The organism is Polaribacter sp. BM10, from assembly GCF_002005425.1.
GTDB classification, from domain to species: Bacteria; Bacteroidota; Bacteroidia; order Flavobacteriales; family Flavobacteriaceae; genus Polaribacter; species Polaribacter marinaquae.
Genome location: NZ_CP019704.1, coordinates 2,984,179 through 3,002,064, shown reverse-complemented (window position 1 = coordinate 3,002,064; position 17,886 = coordinate 2,984,179). Strand labels below are relative to the sequence as shown.

Here is a 17,886-nt window from a genome sequence, read left to right as displayed (position 1 = left end):
AATTCTTATAAATAACAAAAGTTACTTAAATATTTGTTAGTCTTTTTCGAATAAAGTTGAAGATAAATATCGATCCCCTCTATCACAGACAATTGCAACTACTACTCCTTTTTCTAATTTTTCTGCAACTTTTATAGCAGTTGCTATAGATCCTCCACTACTCATACCTGCAAAAATTCCTTCTTCGGAAGCTAATCTTTGTGTCATCGCCTTAGCTTCTTCTTCACTTACTTCTATTACTTCATCAACTTTAGATCTTGTAAAAATTGCAGGTAAATATTCTTGTGGCCATTTTCTAATTCCTGGTATTTTTGCACCATCTACAGGTTGAGCACCAACTATTTGAATTTCTTTATTTTGCTCTTTTAGATAATCAGAAACTCCCATTATAGTTCCTGTAGTTCCCATAGCAGCAACAAAATGTGTTACCTCTCCTTCTGTATCTCTCCAAATCTCTGGCCCCGTTGTTTTATAATGCGCTTTAGAATTATCTGTATTATCAAACTGATTCAATCTAAAATATCCTTTTTTATATTTTAATTTTAAAGCATAATCTCTAGACCCTTCAATACCTAAATCTGCAGGAGTTAAAATAACTTTAGCACCATATGCACGCATCGTTTTTACTCTTTCTACTGTTGAGTTTTCCGGCAAAACTAATACCATATTTACACCTAAAACTTTAGCCATAAGAGCCAATGCTATTCCGGTATTACCGCTTGTTGCCTCTACTAAAGTGTCTCCTTTCTTAATATTTTTTCTTCTTAAAGCTTCAGAAATCATATTATAAGCTGCTCTATCTTTTACACTTCCGCCTGGGTTGTTACCTTCTAATTTTAAAAGTAGCTTTACACCGTCTTTTTTAAAAATATTTTGCGCTTCTACTAATGGTGTATTACCTACAAAATCTATGATACTTTTTGTTTTCATTTAATTAATTTCTTTGAAAAATTTTATTTTCTGATTGCACAGTTACAACAGAATTTTCTAAAATAGTTTCTGTTACACAAACATTTGCACCAATAACAGAATTTTCTCCTATAACAACATCTCCGCCTAAAATTGTAGCATTTGCATAAATAACTACATTATTTTCTATTGTTGGGTGTCTTTTGGTAGAAGCCATGCTTTTTTTAACTTGAATTCCTCCTAAAGTTACACCTTGAAATATTTTAACATTGTTTTTTATAACCGTTGTTTCTCCGATAACTATACCTGTTGCATGATCAATAAAAAAAGAATCGCCAATTTGTGCTCCTGGGTGAATATCTGTACCTGTTGTGCTATGAGCAAATTCACTCATCATTCTCGGTAAAACGGGTATTTTTTGTTTTAATAATTGATTGCTTAATCTATACACTGCAATTGCATAAAAACCAGGATAAGCTAAATATATTTCTCTTAAACTCTTTGCTGCAGGATCACTATTTAAAGCCGCTAATGCATCTAAATCTAATTTTCTTCTGATTTCTTTAAGAGATTTTTCGAAATCTAACCAAAAACATGCCTCATTTTCAATAGATAACCTCTCTAAGATTTTTAAGAATTTATTTTTAGTAGCTTCACCATTAATACTATTATAATTACTATCAAATAAGCAATTAATTAATTCTTTTGTAAAAACCTCTACAGCATCTCTTAAACACATGCTATAGTTTTGTTCTTTTATATTTGCAGAAACCTCATTCATATATATAAATTAAGATTCTGGAGCCAATTCTACTTCTAAACCGTCTATTTCTGGCGTAATTTGTATTTGACAACCCAACCTACTATTGTCTTCTACATTAAAAGCTTCTGCCAACATTGCATCTTCGTCATCTGTCATTTCTGGCAAATCATGTTCAGAATTTACGTAACATTGACAAGATGCACACATTGCCATGCCACCACAAATACCAATTGTACCTTCTTCTGCTAACTCGTAGGAACGAACAACTTCCATTAAGTTCATTGCCATATCTGTTGGTGCAACTACATCATGTGTTACGCCATTTCTATCTGTAATTTTTATGTTGATGTCTTGCATCTGCTTCACTTTTAATAATATTGTCTGCAAAGTTACGGAAACCTAACAGATAACCGACTACTCTATTGCTTTTACAACAGCTTTTGGCGCCTCTTTTCTTGTTCCGTCAAAACCATCTACCCCACCAACAGTAGTATATTTCATTACATATTTTTTATCTGGAAAAATTCTTTTGTAGGCACTTTGACACATTAAAGTTGCTTCGTGAAAGCCACATAAAATTAATTTTAATTTACCCGGATATGTATTTACGTCTCCGATTGCATAAATACCCGGAATATTAGTTTGATAATCTAACGCATTGTTAACCTTAATAGCATTTTTTTCAATTTCTAATCCCCAATTACCAATTGGCCCTAATTTTGGTGACAAACCAAATAACGGCATAAAATGCTCTGTATCAATTATAAAAGCATCTTCGCCTTTCTTTTCTACAGCAACACCTGTTACTTTATCTTTACCAATAATGCCTTTAACTTCTGCAGGTGTAATAATATTAATTTTGCCTAAGTTTTTTAATTCTTGTGCTTTTTCTACAGAATCTAAAGCACCTCTAAACTCGTTTCTTCTATGAATTAAAGTTACTTCTGATGCTACATCAGACAAGAAAATTGCCCAATCTAAAGCAGAATCTCCTCCACCAGAAATTACAACTTTTTTGTCTCTGTATAATTCTGGTTCTTTTATAATATACTCAACACCTTTATCTTCAAAACTTTCTAAATTATCAATTTTTGGTTTTCTAGGCTCAAAAGATCCTAAACCACCTGCAATTGCAACTATTTTAGCATGATGTTTTGTTCCTTTATTGGTTGTTACAATAAAAGTCCCATCGTCTTGTTTGTCTATTGTTTCTGCTCTTTCTCCTAAGGTAAATCCTGGTTCAAACTGTTTGGTTTGTTCTAATAGTTTAGTTGTTAAATCTCCTGCTAAAATTTCTGGATAAGCAGGAATATCATAAATAGGTTTCTTTGGATAAATTTCTGAACACTGACCTCCTGGTTGTGGCAAAGCATCAATTAAATGGCATTTTAATTTTAATAAACCTGCTTCAAAAACTGTAAATAAACCTGTTGGTCCTGCGCCAATAATTAATATATCTGTTGTAATCATAATTGTTTGCTTTTGACTTTTCGCTTTTGGCCTTTTGCTTATTACAAAAGCTAAAGGTTAATAGCTATTTTATTTTTCTACTAAACTTTTTGTGAATTCGTTTAGCTTTTCTACTTTTTCCTCAAAGTCTCCTTTGATAGTTTTTCTGTACTCATTTAAATTCTTTACTAAATCATCTATGTTTTCTGGAATAACTTCTTCAAAAAACTGTCGTAACCTCTTAGCTGTTGTTGGTGATTTTCCGTTAGTAGAAATTGCAACTTTTACGTTTCCTTTAGTTACAATTCCGCCCATATAAAAATCGCAAAAAGGCGGATTATCTGCTACATTAACCAAAATACTTCGTTTTCTACAATGTTTGTAAACGATTTCATTTATTGCAGGAATATCTGTAGTTGCAACAACTATATGTTTCTTTTTTAAATACCGCCTGCTATATTTTTTCTTAATTAACTTTACATTTCCGGTTTTTGCTAAAGAAATTGTACCTGATCTAAACATTGGCGAAACCATGGTAACATTTGCATCAGGACTAGATTTTAGCAAAAATGTAAGCTTCTCTTCTGCCACAAAACCACCACCTACAATTAAAACCTCTAAATTTTTAGTTTTTAAAAAAATAGGATATAAATTATTTCTTTCCATCAGCATATATTATTGCATTAAAACTCTAGAGTACTCTTGCTTAACTTCTGATAAAATTGCTCTGTGGTTTACAACTTCACCTAAAATAATAATTGCAGGATTACTCAATTCGTTTTTCTCTACAATCTCTACAATTGTATCAACAGTTCCAATACCAACTTTTTCGTTAGTTCTTGTACCGTTTTGAATGATTGCTACAGGTAAATTATTTTTATTTTCTTGTTGAAACAATGTAATTATTTCTGGTAATTTACCCATCCCCATTAAAACCACTACTGTAGCATTTGATTTTGCTGCTAATGCAACATCATTAGATAATTTATGCTCTTTTGTAGTACCTGTAATAACCCAAAAACTTTCTGAACTACCACGTTTTGTTAAAGGAATATTTTGATATGCTGGCACCGCTAATGAAGATGAAATACCAGGCACCATTGCAGTTTCTATTCCATAATTTGCTACATATTCCATCTCTTCTGCACCACGACCAAAAATAAAAGGATCACCACCTTTTAAACGAACCACGTGCCCATGAGATTTTGCTCTCGCTACAATTAAGTCATTAATTTGTTCTTGTTGATACCTATAACAACCCCTTCTTTTACCTACAAAAATTTGTTCTGCATTTGGGTTAATATAATCTAACAACTCTTCATTTACCAAGGCGTCATACAATACTACATCTGCAGATTTTAGAACCTTAATAGCTTTTAATGTAATTAAATCTACATCTCCGGGACCTGCCCCCACAACTGTTAATTTCGGAATTTTTTGACTCATCATTTTAACTTACACTTTCAGATAAATTATTAGATAAAACTCTAAAATCTCTAACTTTTTTTAATAAAATTTCAGAATCATTTATATATTTCAGACAAAACTCTTTAGATGGTGCATTTCTATTAATTTGATAAATTAACTCACTAAAAGATGTGTTTAACTCAATTTTACCAGACCCCACAAACAACTCATCAAACTGCTTTATAATTCCTGCGTGGGTGTTGGTCTTTTTACTTTCTGCCAATAACATTGCTTTAGCAGTATTTACTAAAGATTGATATGCATAATATATGGCCCCAGAATAAATCTCATTTTTATAAGATTCTTTAGCATTTTCAATTTTCTCTTCACTTTCTAAAAATAAAGTAGCTATTAAATCGATAACAACACCAGCACACTCGCCTATACCAATTGCTTTTACATATTTTTCTTCTTCACCCCAATCGATAAAATCTTCTTGGGTTAAATTAGTAACATCTTGTAAATCATGTAAAAAATTATAAAAATACTTTTCTCCTTTTTCTTTGTAATAATCTACAAATTGTTTTCCGTTGGCATTTGCTTCAAAATCATTTAAAATTCTACGCAACGCTTCCGGCCCCCTTCTACTTGGTACTTTTACAACTTTGTCGGCAAAAAGAGCATTTCCGTCACCTAAATTACCTCCTCCTAAAAGAACTTGTAAAGCTGGTGCTATTAATTTATCTTTTGTTCTTACGGTCATTCCTTGAAAACCAATGTTTGCCATATTATGCTGCCCACAAGCATTCATACAACCACTAATTTTAATTACTAAATCTTGGTTTTCTAAGTACTGAGGATATTCTGCAGTAATTACTCTTTCTAATTCTTTTGAAATCCCTGTACTACTTGCAATCCCTAAATTACAAGTATCTGTACCAGGACAAGCCGTAATATCTACTGCTTTGTTATAACCTGCTTCTGCAAAACCTAATTTGTCTAATTCTTGATAGAAAAAAGGCACTAATTCTTCTTTTACAAACGGAATTACAATATTCTGACGTAAAGTTAATCGTACTTCGCCAGCAGCATAATTATCTACTAAATCTGCTAATAAACGTGCTTTATCTGTATAAAAGTCACCTAATAAAACTTTAATTCCTATTGCTACAAATCCTTTTTGTTTTTGCGGAATTAAGTTTGTCGTTTTCCATAACTCAAATGCTTCTTCGTTTTTAATTTTAACCAGAGGAACATCAACAGAAACAGGAGTTGAAGCAACATAAGCATCTGCATTTATGGCAACAGTTTTAAACTCTATTGCTTCTTGTTCTGTTGCTATTAATTCTCTAAAAGACTCTAAACCAATATCTTTTAACAAAAATTTCATTCTTGCTTTGGCTCTACTTTTACGTTCTCCATAACGATCAAAAACTCTTAAAACACCCTCCATTACAGGTATTATTTTATCTGATGGTAAAAACTCATATAAAACATCTGCGTGTCTAGGTTGCGAACCTAAACCACCACCAACCATTACTTTAAAACCTCTAATACCGTTTTGAATCTTAGCAATAAACCCTAAATCGTGCATATAAGACAAACCCGTATCTTCATCCGTAGAAGAAAAAGAAACCTTAAATTTACGTCCCATTTCTTGACAAATTGGATTTCGCAAAAAGAATTTATAAAGAGCGTCTGCATAAGGCGATACATCAAAAGGCTCGTTTACATCGATTCCTGCAGTTTCTGATGCCGTTACATTTCTAACAACATTACCACAAGCCTCTCTTAAAGTTACATCATCTCTTTCTAATTCTGCCCACAATTCTGGTGTTCTGTCTAAATCTACATAGTGAATTTGTATATCTTGACGAGTAGTAATATGTAATCTACCTCTTGAATATTCATCAGAAACAGCTGCAATTCTATTTAATTGATTTGTTTTAAGTTTACCATAAGGCACCTTAATACGAATCATTTGAACACCTTGCTGTCTTTGGCCGTAAACACCTCTAGCTAATCTAAGACTTCTAAATTTTTCTTCATCTATTTGTAGATTTTTGAATGCAGCAATCTTATCTGCTAATTCTATAATATCTTTTTCTACAATCGGATTTTCTATTTCTGTTTCAAAACTTCTCATAATATGCCCAAACTAACCTCTTATTTAAAAGAGGAACTCTTACTTGGGTGTAAGAATTTTATTTATTATTTCTTTTTTACCTATAGGATTAGTAGGTTTATAAAAGCACGAATCCTACTATATTTTTTAAATAAATTAATAACTTTTATTTTATGAATCCGACACCAACTGTGTTGTTGGTTTTAGGATTAATCAAAATAAATGATCCATTTGATTTGTTATCTTTAAAAGAATCGTATGTTAATGGTTTGCTTAATTTTAGGTGAATATCTCCTATTTGATTTAGTTTTAATTCTGAAGGATTTTCTTCTATACCAGAAAAATCGGTTTTAATGATACTTGATAATTGAGTTATTTTTACCTGAGCATCATTTACACCGTGTTTAATATAATATTTTTGTGATGGTTGTAAAGATTGATTATCCATCCAACAAACAGTAGCCTCTAACTGTTTTGAAATTTTTGGTTCTTCTTTCGATTTTACCAACATATCTCCTCTACTTACATTAACATTGTCTTCTAAAGTTAGTGTTACAGAACTTCCTCTTTTTGCTAATTGATATTCTTTATCGAAAAAGTTAATTGATTTAATTTTTGATTTTGTTTGAGAAGGTAAAACAGTAATTTCATCTCCAACTTCTAAATCTCCACCATAAATTTTACCTGCATATCCTCTAAAATCATGGTACTCTTCGGTTTTAGGCCTGATGACAGTTTGAACCGGAAAACGAGTTTGAGAAGCATCATTAATAGCAGAAGCATCTAAATTTTCTAAATGATGCATTAAAGTTTCTCCTTTATACCAAGGCATATTATCAGATTTATCAACAACATTATCTCCTTTTAAAGCTGATAAAGGAATGAACGTTAAATTCTGACCTTTGTACTCACTTTTACTTGCTAAATACTCAATTTCTCCTTTTATTATGTTGTATTTTTCTTCAGAAAAATCAACTAAATCCATTTTATTAACAGCAATTACAACATCTTTAATCCTTAATAAATTATTGATAAAAAAATGTCTATATGTTTGTTCTACAACTCCGTTTCTAGCATCAATTAAAACGATAGAAGCTTGTGCTGTAGAAGCACCAGTAACCATATTTCTTGTGTATTCTATATGACCTGGTGTATCTGCAATAATGAAACTTTTACTTGGTGTAGAAAAATAAATATGTGCAACATCTATTGTAATACCTTGTTCGCGTTCTGCAACCAAACCATCTGTAGCTAAAGAAAAGTCTAAATAATCGAAACCTCTTTGTCTACTTTTTTCTTCTATAGCTTCTAACTTATCATCTGTTAATGATTTTGTATCGTATAAAATTCTACCAATTAAGGTACTTTTACCATCATCTACACTTCCTGCTGTTGCTATTTTTAGTACTTTCATTTTTTATCAGCTCTTTGCTATTAGCTTTTGGCTTTTAGCTTATTTTGTATTCTTTTTATTTTTTGCTAAAGACTAAAGTCAAAAGCTAAAGACTTAAATTTTCTCAAGAAATTTTTAGAAATATCCTTGTTGTTTTCTTTTTTCCATTGCCGCCTCAGAACGTTTATCATCAATTCTTGCTCCTCTTTCTGATATCGAGGAATCTCGAATTTCTTCTACTACCTTTTCTATATCTACGGCATCAGATAAAACAGCTGCGGTACAACTCATATCGCCTACGGTTCTAAAACGAACCATTTTTTCTATAACTTCCTCTTCTTCATCTCTGTAAACTACCGCATCATCTGCAGACCAAATCATGCCATCTCTCACAAAAATTTTTCTTTTATGAGCGAAATATATAGACGGAATTTCAATTTTTTCTTCTTTTATGTAAGACCAAACGTCAAGCTCTGTCCAGTTTGATATCGGAAACACACGCACATTTTGCCCTAAATCGATACGTCCGTTTAACATATCAAAAACTTCTGGACGTTGATTTTTCTCATCCCATTGGCCAAAATCATCTCTTACAGAAAAGATTCTTTCTTTGGCTCTTGCTTTTTCTTCATCTCTTCTTGCACCACCAATACATGCGTCAAAACCAAACTCTTCGATAGCGTCTAACAAAGTTTCTGTTTGTAACATGTTTCTACTAGCGTATCTACCAGATTCTTCTTTAACACGACCAGAATCTATATTATCTTGTACATTTCTAACAATTAATTCTACGCCCAATTCTTTAGCTAAACGATCTCTAAACTCTATAGTTTCGGGGAAATTATGCCCTGTATCTATGTGCATTAAAGGAAAAGGAATTTTTGCAGGATAAAATGCTTTTTGCGCCAAACGCACTAAAGTTATACTATCTTTTCCGCCAGAAAAAAGCAACACTGGTTTTTCGAACTGCGCAACTACTTCTCTAAATATATATATTGCTTCACTTTCTAAAGCATCTACTTGTATTGTTCTTTGATTCATAATCATCTCTTTTAGATATGCAAACCACATTCTCTATTACTTTCTACTTTTGTTGGATCGAAATATGTAAACTCGTTTGGTAAGTTTTTTTCGATTAAATAAGCATCTAATTCTTTGTCTGTGCTATTGTAAAACGGACTGACTTTTAAAATACCATCTTTACTTACAGAGACAACATCTATACTATCTCTAAATGCAGTTTGTCCTTTTCTTAAATTTGTAAACCAAACATCTGGTTGATGTTCTTGCATAGCTCTTGTAAAAGGCTCTAACTTAACTTGCTTTGTAAACTCTGCATGTTTTGGATCTTCGATTGACGGAACACCTAACACAACATTTCTATGAGCAACTGTTTGCTTAGGTGTGTATAATTGTATGTTTAAATTCAATTTTTCAATCAATTCTTCTGCGTGTCTGTATGTTTGTACTGTATTATAACCTGTATCACACCAAATTACTTTAATGTCTTTTTTTACTTCTGTTACCGCATTTAAAATAACAACTTCATAAGGCCTAAAATTTGTAGTAATTACTGCATTTTTAGCTATTGAAATTGCCCAAGCAATTATTTCTTTTGGGCTTTTGTTATTTAATTCAGCATTTATTTTATCTAAATCTAGGTTCATTATTTTCCCCATTTTATTTTGTTCCAAATTCTTTCGTGAAAAAAGTATAATATTAACTTCGTTACAAAGTCTACAGATGCAATAGAAGTTGCCAAACCTATTTTACCAGTTAAAAAATAAGACACAACCAAAGTATCTAAAGTACCTATAAGTCTCCAGCTTAAAGCTTTTATTACACTTCGTAAAGGTTTTTCAGACGTTTTATCTTCTGTAAAACCTCTACTTTGTGTTTTTTTACTAAAAATGATTTGATTTAAAATCATAGTTATTAATTAATTCAATTACCTACTAGTTTGGTAGGACAATGCAAACCTACGGTAATTTTTATTAGTTTAACAAGGATTCTTGTCAATTTTCATTTAAACCCTATAGATTTAGTAGATTAATAAAAATAATAAATAAATTTTGCGAATCTTAAACCTAAAACGACTTAAGACCAACAATTATTTACCAATAAAATTCAAATATTATTTTAGCACTTACAGAGATCTGCTAATGAAGTATTTCTAAAAATATCTAGCGTATTATCTCTCACCTTAATCATTAAACGATGCACAGAACATGCATTTTCATCTGGGCAATCATCACATTTTTCATAAAAGTTTAAACTTACGCAAGGCACCATAGATATTGGCCCTTCTAAAATACGCATAACAGTTGTCATTGGAATATCCGAAGGACTTTTAAGTAAATAATAACCACCGCCTTTTCCTTTTTTAGAACCTAAAATTCCGTTTTTACGAAGTGTTAACAAAATAGTTTCTAAAAATTTTAGGGAAATATTTTCGCTCTTAGAAATTGTAGCAATTGCAACAGGATTTTTATTTTCTTGTTTTGCTAAATAAGTAAGCGCTTTTATTCCGTATTTTGTCTTTTTTGAAAGCATTAATTTACTAGATTTTTAATAAATATGTACTATTTAGTTGTGTGGCTTTTATCTAAATTATAAAAAGTAGCTTGTGCAAAATCTGTAGCATCGCCAGAGTTATTTAAATGGTAAACACCTGCTTTAAAATACATGTACTGCCCACCAACATTATAACCGCTATTAACCATATCTACAGTTTTAGACACATCATCTTTACCGTCTCTACTAATTGTTATTGTTAAATTATCTCCAACAACTTTTATCGAATAAGTAAACTTTTCATTCAGTGCAATTCCGTCTGTTGGATTGGAAGCACTACTGCTTCTAGAACCAATTAACTCGTACCATTGCTCGCTACCATTACCATCTGTTGGTTCATGTGCAAAATAAATAGAACCTAAAGCATTGTCTTTTAATTTTCTGTAGTAAATTCTTACAGGCTCATCATCATTTGCATGAATTTGACCAATTACCAACCTACCAACATGACTACTATTACCTGTAGTAGTAACATTATTAATAGCAAGTGTTGCCTTCATTTCTCCGTCAAAACCAGCTGCTGCATTTAAATCCGCAGAAGGCGCAGTACCAAAAACCCAATTATTTTTATTTACACCTTTAGTACTAATACTTGTATCTGTACCGCGTAACATTTCTCTTAACTCAACTCTGGTGTAACTTGTGTTTGCAGAAGTTTTAAAACCATCTACAGGACATTTAAAAACCATTCCACCATCATCCGAAGTATAAAAATATTTATTATTTTGATATTTATTATTTAATTCGCTTACAGTAATTGTAGTTGCTGTACCGTTTCCGTTATTTTCTGGGATACTTAAATTCCAAGTTGATAAATCAAAGTTTTCTGATGGTGCTTTCGTAACATTTTCTCTAGCCGCTTGCTTTACCTCTATTGTTTCTAATAAACTTAAACCAGAAATTTGTATCGTTCCTGTTCGGGCATTTAATGTTGTGTTTTCTGAAACAGTAACATCAATTTTACCATTATTAGAGCTATAAGTTGGTGTAACAGAAATCCAATTTTGGTTTGTAGTCACATTCCAATCTATATTAGAAGAAATATTAACTGATTTTGTTTCTTCTTGAACCGAAAATTCTGATAAAGAATTTACAGTTAATTTTTCTATAAAAATATCTTCTGTGGTTTCACTAGAACCACAACTTAAGATTAATGTTAAAAAGAAAAAAGAAAAAATATTTTGCAATAATCGCATAAAACCTTTTGATTTAAAAAACCTTAAAGGTAGTAAAAAGAATAATTAAATATTAATTTTATTGTAATGCTTGTTTTAAATCATCAATAATATCTTTTACATTTTCTAAACCTACAGAAACTCTAACCAAACCATCTGTAATGCCAACTTCTAAACGATCTTGTTCAGACAAACGACCATGTGTCGTAGAAGAAGGATGCGTTACAATGGTTCTAGTATCGCCCAAATTAGCAGATAAAGAACACATTTTAATTTTATTTAAAAAATTTCTTCCGGCTTCGATACCGCCTTTAATTTCAAAAGCAACAATATTACCGCCTAATTTCATTTGCTTTTTTGCAATTTCGTATTGTGGATGCGATTTTAAAAATGGATATTTCACCAAAGTTACCTGTTCATTTTCCTCTAAAAACTGAGCAACTTTTAAAGCATTTTCTGCATGTTTTTCTACTCTTAATGCCAAAGTTTCTAAACTTTTAGACAAAACCCAAGCGTTAAAAGGCGACATTGCTGGCCCTGTATTTCTAGCAAATAAATAGATTTCTCTAATTAAATCTTTACTACCAACAGTTACACCACCTAAAACTCTACCTTGCCCGTCCATTAATTTTGTAGCAGAATGAATAACCAAATCTGCACCAAATTTTATTGGTTGTTGTACATAAGGAGTTGCAAAGCAATTATCAACAATAAAAATTAAATTATACTTTTTTGCAATTTTACCTATTAGTGCTAAATCTAAAATATCTACTGCCGGATTTGTTGGTGTTTCTATATAAAGAATTTTAGTGTTTTCTTTAATTAAACTTTCAACTAAATCTACTTCATCAACCTTAAAGTAAGAAGTTTCAATATTCCATTTTGGTAAATATTTTGTAAACATGCTATGTGTAGACCCAAAAACCGATCTACAAGATACAATATGATCGCCTGCGTTTAATAATGCCGCAAAACTTGAAAATATTGCAGACATACCTGTCGCAAATGCATAACCTGTTTCTGCGCCTTCCATAGCAACCACTTTATCTACAAATTCTGTTGTGTTTGGGTTTGTAAACCTACTATACAGATTACGTTGTTTTTCTTCTGAAAAAGAAGCTCTCATTTCTTCTGCATCATCAAAAACAAAACTCGATGTTAAATATAAAGGTGTAGAATGTTCTGAAAACTGACTTCTTTCTGTCTGATTTCTTATTGCTGATGTTTCAAAATGTTTGTTTTTACTCATTTTTATTTTTTATGATTCTGAAACAAGTTCAGAGTGACACTTTGTGTCAATTATTATGTTTTGCCAATCTTAAAATATCACCAAAAACTCCTCTTGCAGTAACGCTTGCTCCGGCTCCGGCACCTTGTATTACAATTGGTTGCTCGCCATATGATTCTGTGTAAATTTCAAAAATAGCATCAGAACCTTTTAGAGACCCTAAAGGAGTAGATTTTTCTGTAGAAATTAATTTCACTTCTAAATTACCTTTTGATTTTGATAAATCTCCGCTTAATTCGCCAATGTATCTTAAAACATGATTTGGTTTTTGATTTTCTTTTAAAGTCTGATATTCGGTATTTAATAATTCTAAATTTTCTAAAAAGCTTTCTGCTGAACCTTCTCTTAAATTCTCTGGAATTAAATTTTTGATAACAACTTCATCAAATTCATTTTCTAATTCTAATTCTCTTGCAAGTATCAATAATTTTCTAGCAACATCATTACCCCCTAAATCTTCTCTTGCATCTGGCTCTGTAAACCCTTTATCAATTGCTTCTTTTAAAACTTTAGAAAAAGGAACATTTTTATCAGAAAAATTATTGAATAAATAACTTAAACTTCCAGAAAAAACACCTCTAATTCTAGTTATATTTTCTCCGGATTCATGTAATAATCGAATTGTATCTATCAAAGGTAAACCAGCACCAACATTGGTTTCGTATAAATATTGTTTTTTATATTCTTTTAATTTAGCTCTTATTTCTTTATAAAAATCAAAAGATAAAGTATTTGCTATTTTATTACAAGAAACTAAATCGAAACCGGCTTCTATTAAAGGTAAATAATTAGCTACAAAATTTACACTAGCAGTATTATCTACGGCTATTAAATTTTCGAAATGATGTGCTTTTGCAAAGGCAATAATATCATTAACGTTTACATTTTCTACACCACTTTCTAAAAGATTCTCTTTCCAATTTTTAGAAACGCCATCTTTTTTTAACAGTACTTTTTTAGAATTTGCTACAGCAAAAACATTCAATTGTAATTTTCTTCTTTCTAAAACAGACTGCGTATTTTCTATAATTTGGTCTATTAATGTACCACCAACTAAACCTTTACCAAAAACAGCAATATTAATTTTCTTAACAATACCAAAAACTTGCCCATGAATTACATTAACTGCCTTATGTAATTCTGTTTTCTTAACAACCAAACTAACATTTTTACCTGTAACTGTATTGTTAAACAACAAAGGCACAATTTGATTTTTAATTAAAGCATTATAAGGATGATGAAACTCACTTAAATCTTGACCAATTATAGAAATTACTGCAACATCTTTAACAACAGAAATCTGATTTACATCTTGTGAATAAAAGTCGTTTTCAAACTCTTTTTCAAGGGCATTTATTGCTTCTTCAGATTCATTTTCTGCTATAATTAATCCGATTCCTCTTTCTGATGAACCTTGAGAAATAATACTAACACTTATATTTCTATCGCTTAAAGCTTTAAAAATTCTTGCATCTACACCAACTTTACCTAGCAAACCTCTACCTTCAAAATTTAACAAAGCAACATCATTAATTGTAGAAATAGATTTAATTCCTTTTGATGAAGATGCCGAAGTGATAAGCGTACCTTTATCTTCTTCTTGAAAAGTATTTAAAATTCTTAGATTGATGTTTTTTTCTATAAGCGGTATAATGGTTTTGGCGTGCAAAATTGTTGCCCCAAAGTTTGCCAATTCATTTGCTTCAGAAAAAGACAACTGCTCTATCTTTTTAGCATCTGCAACTAAATCTGGGTTTGCCGTAAAAATTCCGCTTACATGTGTATAATTCTGTAACTCTTCTGCATCTAAATAATTGGCTAATAATGCTGCAGTATAATTGCTACCATTTCTACCCAATGTCGTTGTTTCTCCTTTTTTATTTGCAGCTACAAAGCCACTTACAATATTTATTACGTTGTTGTTTTTCTTAAAAAATGCTATTACATTCTCTTTTGAAACTGCTGTTATTGGTTGTGCATTTCCAAAATTTTCATCTGTAATTATTAAAGATCTAGCGTCTATTGCATTTGCCGGCACACTAATTTGTTCTAGTAAACTTGCTACTAATTTTACAGACAATAATTCTCCTTGCGCTAAAACTTCATCTTTAATTTTACTACTGTAATCGCCTAATAAAGAAACCCCTTCAAAAAAGGTTTCTAGTTTTGTAAATTCTGTTGTAAAATCTACTTTATTAGTTGGCTCTTGCTGATATTTTTTAAACTCTTCGAATTTAGACTTGTACTCTTGTTTAGCTGCAGCAGTATTTAAAATATCTTCTAAATTGTTAGTTGCATTGCCTCTTGCAGAAACTACAACCGTAATTTTTTTATTCTCTTCGTATTTTTTTGCAATAATACGTATCGCATTTTCTAAGCCTTTTCCGTTGGCTAAAGATTTCCCTCCAAACTTTAAAACTTTCATCTTCTTTTCTCTGTAATCTTTATTAAAAATTGGTGCAATAATTTTTTCTAATTGATCATATTCTATTAAAAAAGCATCATGACCATGCACCGAATTTATTTCGTTATAAGTAACATTGTCTTTTGTTAATGCTAACTTTTTATGTGTTTCTCTGTTTTCTTCCGCAGTAAAAAACAAATCAGAATCTACCCCGATAATATGAATGTTGGCCTCTATCTTATCTAAGATTTCTTCAGATTTTAAACCTCCGTTGGTAACATCAATCGTTTTTAATAATTGATTCATTAATTTATAAGACGATAATTGATAACGTTCTTGTAACTTTTTGCCATGATGCAACAACCAGCTTTCTACATCAAAAATATCTGAATTTACTTTTTTTGATCGATGAAAACGCTCTTTAAAACTTTCTGGCGTTCTATAACATAACATTGCATGCATGCGTGCATCATGCACAGGATTGCTAGAATTTACCAAAAATTGTTCTTGAATTTGACAATTGGCAATCAACCAATCTGTAGATTTCCAATCTGTTGCTATTGGTAAAAAATGTTTCGTTAATTTTGTATTTAAGACCAACATTTCCCAAGCAATTCCGCCACCTAAAGAACCTCCTATCAAAGCAAATATTCTATCAATTTTTAATAGATTCAATCCTTCTAAAAAAATATTGGCAACATCTCTTGCTATAAAATCTTTATAATTTTCAATTAAAAAACTATCAAAACCATTGCCTGGTATATTAAAAGACAAAATGGTATAAACCTCTGTGTTTATTGCTTTATCTAAACCTACAATATCCTGCCACCAACCTTCTTTTCCGGCAACATTAGAATTACCTGTTAATGCATGATTGATTAAAACCACAGGAGCCGACCCTAATTCTTTACCAAAAACTTGATAACTCAAATTTAATTCAGGAATTTTTATACCAGCTTCTGTGGTAAAATTTTTTATTTTGATATGTTTTAGTAATTCTTTCAAGTAAAATCGATTTATATTTCTGAAAAAGCTGCCTTTAAATCTGCTTTTAAATCTTCTATATCTTCAATACCAACAGACAAACGAATTAAATCTTGCGATACACCTGCACTTTCTTGTGCCGTTTCATCTAACTGTTGATGTGTGGTACTAGACGGATGAATAATCAATGATTTTGTATCACCAATATTTGCCAACAAAGAGAAAACCTTTGTTTTATCTGCTATTTTTTTTGCCGCTTCAAAACCGCCTTTTGGCCCAAAAGTTACAATACCACTTTGCCCCTTTGGTAAATATTTATCAGCTAAATCTTTGTATTTACTGCTTTCTAAACCAGGATAATTTACCCAAGCAACCTCTTCTTGTGCTTCTAACCACTTTGCTAATTCTAAAGCATTTTTAGAGTGTTGCTGAATTCTAACCGGCAACGTCTCTAAACCTTGAATAATATTAAATGCGTTTGTTGGACTTAAAGCGCCACCAAAATCACGCAATCCCTCTAAAATCAATTTAAAAGTATATGATGCTGCACCTAAAGCCTCGTGATATTTTAAACCATGATACCCAGCAGAAGGTTCTGTAAATTCTGGAAATTTACCATTCGCCCAATTAAAAGTTCCTGCATCTACAATTGCGCCTCCTAAAGAAGTTCCTTGTCCGCCAATATATTTTGTAAGTGAATGTATTACAATATTTGCACCATGTTTAATCGGATTTAATAATGCAGGTGTTGCTACCGTATTATCTACAATAAAAGGAACTTCTGCAGCTTTAGAATGTACAGCAATTGCTTCTAAATCTAAAACATCTAACTTCGGATTCCCTAAAGATTCTACAAAAAATGCTCTTGTGTTTTCTTTTACAGCTTCTGCAAAATTATCAGGATTAGAAGCATCTACAAAAGTTGTAGTAATACCAAATCTTGGTAACGTAACGCTTAATAAATTATACGTTCCGCCGTATAAACTGCTCGAAGCTACAATATGATCTCCTGCTTTTAAAAGCGTTAACAAACCTGTAGAAATTGCTGCCGTACCAGAAGCAAAAACCACAGCTCCAATACCACCTTCAACTGCTGCCAATCGATCTTGTAAAATTTGATTTGTAGGGTTATTTAAACGTGTGTAAATAAAACCTAATTCTTTAAGCGAAAATAAATTTGCTGCGTGTTCTGAATTGTCAAAAACATACGAAGATGTTTGATAAATAGGAACTGCTCTTGTTCCTCCGTTTTTTGTTACGTCATGCCCTGCATGTAATGCGTTTGTTGCTAATTTTTGAGTACTCATTTTTCTATTTTTTTGAGTTAATAAATGATTAAAACAAAAGTTGAATGCATCAATTTATGATTGATGTACTTACTAGAAAAATGTTATTAAGAAAATAGAAGTTTCCAG

At 31.3% G+C, this 17,886-nt stretch carries 16 protein-coding genes; all 16 read right to left on the bottom strand.

What is annotated here, in order from left to right:
• Window positions 1-36: 36 nt before the first annotated feature.
• On the bottom strand, window positions 37-930 hold the full coding sequence (gene cysM, locus BXQ17_RS13185) for a cysteine synthase CysM (RefSeq protein WP_077811089.1): 894 nt from the start codon (window positions 928-930) through the stop codon (window positions 37-39).
• A 4-nt stretch (window positions 931-934) separates the two neighbouring features.
• Window positions 935-1,690, bottom strand: coding sequence for a serine O-acetyltransferase EpsC (epsC, locus tag BXQ17_RS13180; RefSeq protein WP_077811088.1), 756 nt, complete (start codon window positions 1,688-1,690; stop codon window positions 935-937).
• A gap of 9 nt (window positions 1,691-1,699) precedes the next feature.
• Entirely contained in the window at window positions 1,700-2,029 is a 330-nt protein-coding gene (locus tag BXQ17_RS13175; RefSeq protein ID WP_077811087.1) for a 2Fe-2S iron-sulfur cluster-binding protein, read from the bottom strand.
• Between the two features lie 57 nt (window positions 2,030-2,086).
• Entirely contained in the window at window positions 2,087-3,142 is a 1,056-nt protein-coding gene (locus tag BXQ17_RS13170) for an NAD(P)/FAD-dependent oxidoreductase (protein WP_077811086.1), read from the bottom strand.
• A 69-nt stretch (window positions 3,143-3,211) separates the two neighbouring features.
• Complete coding sequence (locus BXQ17_RS13165) at window positions 3,212-3,787, bottom strand: bifunctional precorrin-2 dehydrogenase/sirohydrochlorin ferrochelatase (RefSeq protein ID WP_077811085.1); 576 nt, start codon at window positions 3,785-3,787, stop codon at window positions 3,212-3,214.
• A 9-nt stretch (window positions 3,788-3,796) separates the two neighbouring features.
• Window positions 3,797-4,567 (bottom strand): uroporphyrinogen-III C-methyltransferase, encoded by a 771-nt coding sequence (cobA, locus tag BXQ17_RS13160; RefSeq protein ID WP_077811425.1) that lies wholly within the window; start codon window positions 4,565-4,567, stop codon window positions 3,797-3,799.
• A gap of 4 nt (window positions 4,568-4,571) precedes the next feature.
• The gene (locus BXQ17_RS13155; RefSeq protein ID WP_077811084.1) at window positions 4,572-6,674 is read right to left on the bottom strand and encodes a HEPN domain-containing protein; all 2,103 of its coding nucleotides are present in this window, start codon (window positions 6,672-6,674) and stop codon (window positions 4,572-4,574) included.
• A gap of 145 nt (window positions 6,675-6,819) precedes the next feature.
• Entirely contained in the window at window positions 6,820-8,067 is a 1,248-nt protein-coding gene (locus BXQ17_RS13150; RefSeq protein WP_077811083.1) for a sulfate adenylyltransferase subunit 1, read from the bottom strand.
• Between the two features lie 114 nt (window positions 8,068-8,181).
• Complete coding sequence (gene cysD / locus BXQ17_RS13145) at window positions 8,182-9,087, bottom strand: sulfate adenylyltransferase subunit CysD (protein ID WP_172830875.1); 906 nt, start codon at window positions 9,085-9,087, stop codon at window positions 8,182-8,184.
• An 11-nt stretch (window positions 9,088-9,098) separates the two neighbouring features.
• Window positions 9,099-9,713, bottom strand: coding sequence for a phosphoadenosine phosphosulfate reductase family protein (locus tag BXQ17_RS13140; RefSeq protein WP_077811081.1), 615 nt, complete (start codon window positions 9,711-9,713; stop codon window positions 9,099-9,101).
• Window positions 9,713-9,976 (bottom strand): DUF2061 domain-containing protein, encoded by a 264-nt coding sequence (locus BXQ17_RS13135; RefSeq protein WP_077811080.1) that lies wholly within the window; start codon window positions 9,974-9,976, stop codon window positions 9,713-9,715. The genes BXQ17_RS13140 and BXQ17_RS13135 overlap by 1 nt, the downstream gene beginning before the upstream one ends.
• 209 nt (window positions 9,977-10,185) lie before the next feature.
• Complete coding sequence (locus BXQ17_RS13130) at window positions 10,186-10,599, bottom strand: Rrf2 family transcriptional regulator (RefSeq protein ID WP_077811079.1); 414 nt, start codon at window positions 10,597-10,599, stop codon at window positions 10,186-10,188.
• Window positions 10,600-10,628: 29 nt separating this feature from the next.
• Window positions 10,629-11,816, bottom strand: a complete 1,188-nt coding sequence (locus tag BXQ17_RS13125; RefSeq protein ID WP_077811078.1) for a polysaccharide lyase family 7 protein — start codon at window positions 11,814-11,816, stop codon at window positions 10,629-10,631.
• Window positions 11,817-11,874: 58 nt separating this feature from the next.
• On the bottom strand, window positions 11,875-13,044 hold the full coding sequence (locus BXQ17_RS13120) for an O-succinylhomoserine sulfhydrylase (protein WP_077811077.1): 1,170 nt from the start codon (window positions 13,042-13,044) through the stop codon (window positions 11,875-11,877).
• A 46-nt stretch (window positions 13,045-13,090) separates the two neighbouring features.
• On the bottom strand, window positions 13,091-16,492 hold the full coding sequence (gene thrA / locus BXQ17_RS13115; RefSeq protein WP_077811076.1) for a bifunctional aspartate kinase/homoserine dehydrogenase I: 3,402 nt from the start codon (window positions 16,490-16,492) through the stop codon (window positions 13,091-13,093).
• A gap of 11 nt (window positions 16,493-16,503) precedes the next feature.
• Entirely contained in the window at window positions 16,504-17,778 is a 1,275-nt protein-coding gene (locus BXQ17_RS13110; RefSeq protein ID WP_077811075.1) for an O-acetylhomoserine aminocarboxypropyltransferase/cysteine synthase family protein, read from the bottom strand.
• Window positions 17,779-17,886 lie beyond the last annotated feature (108 nt).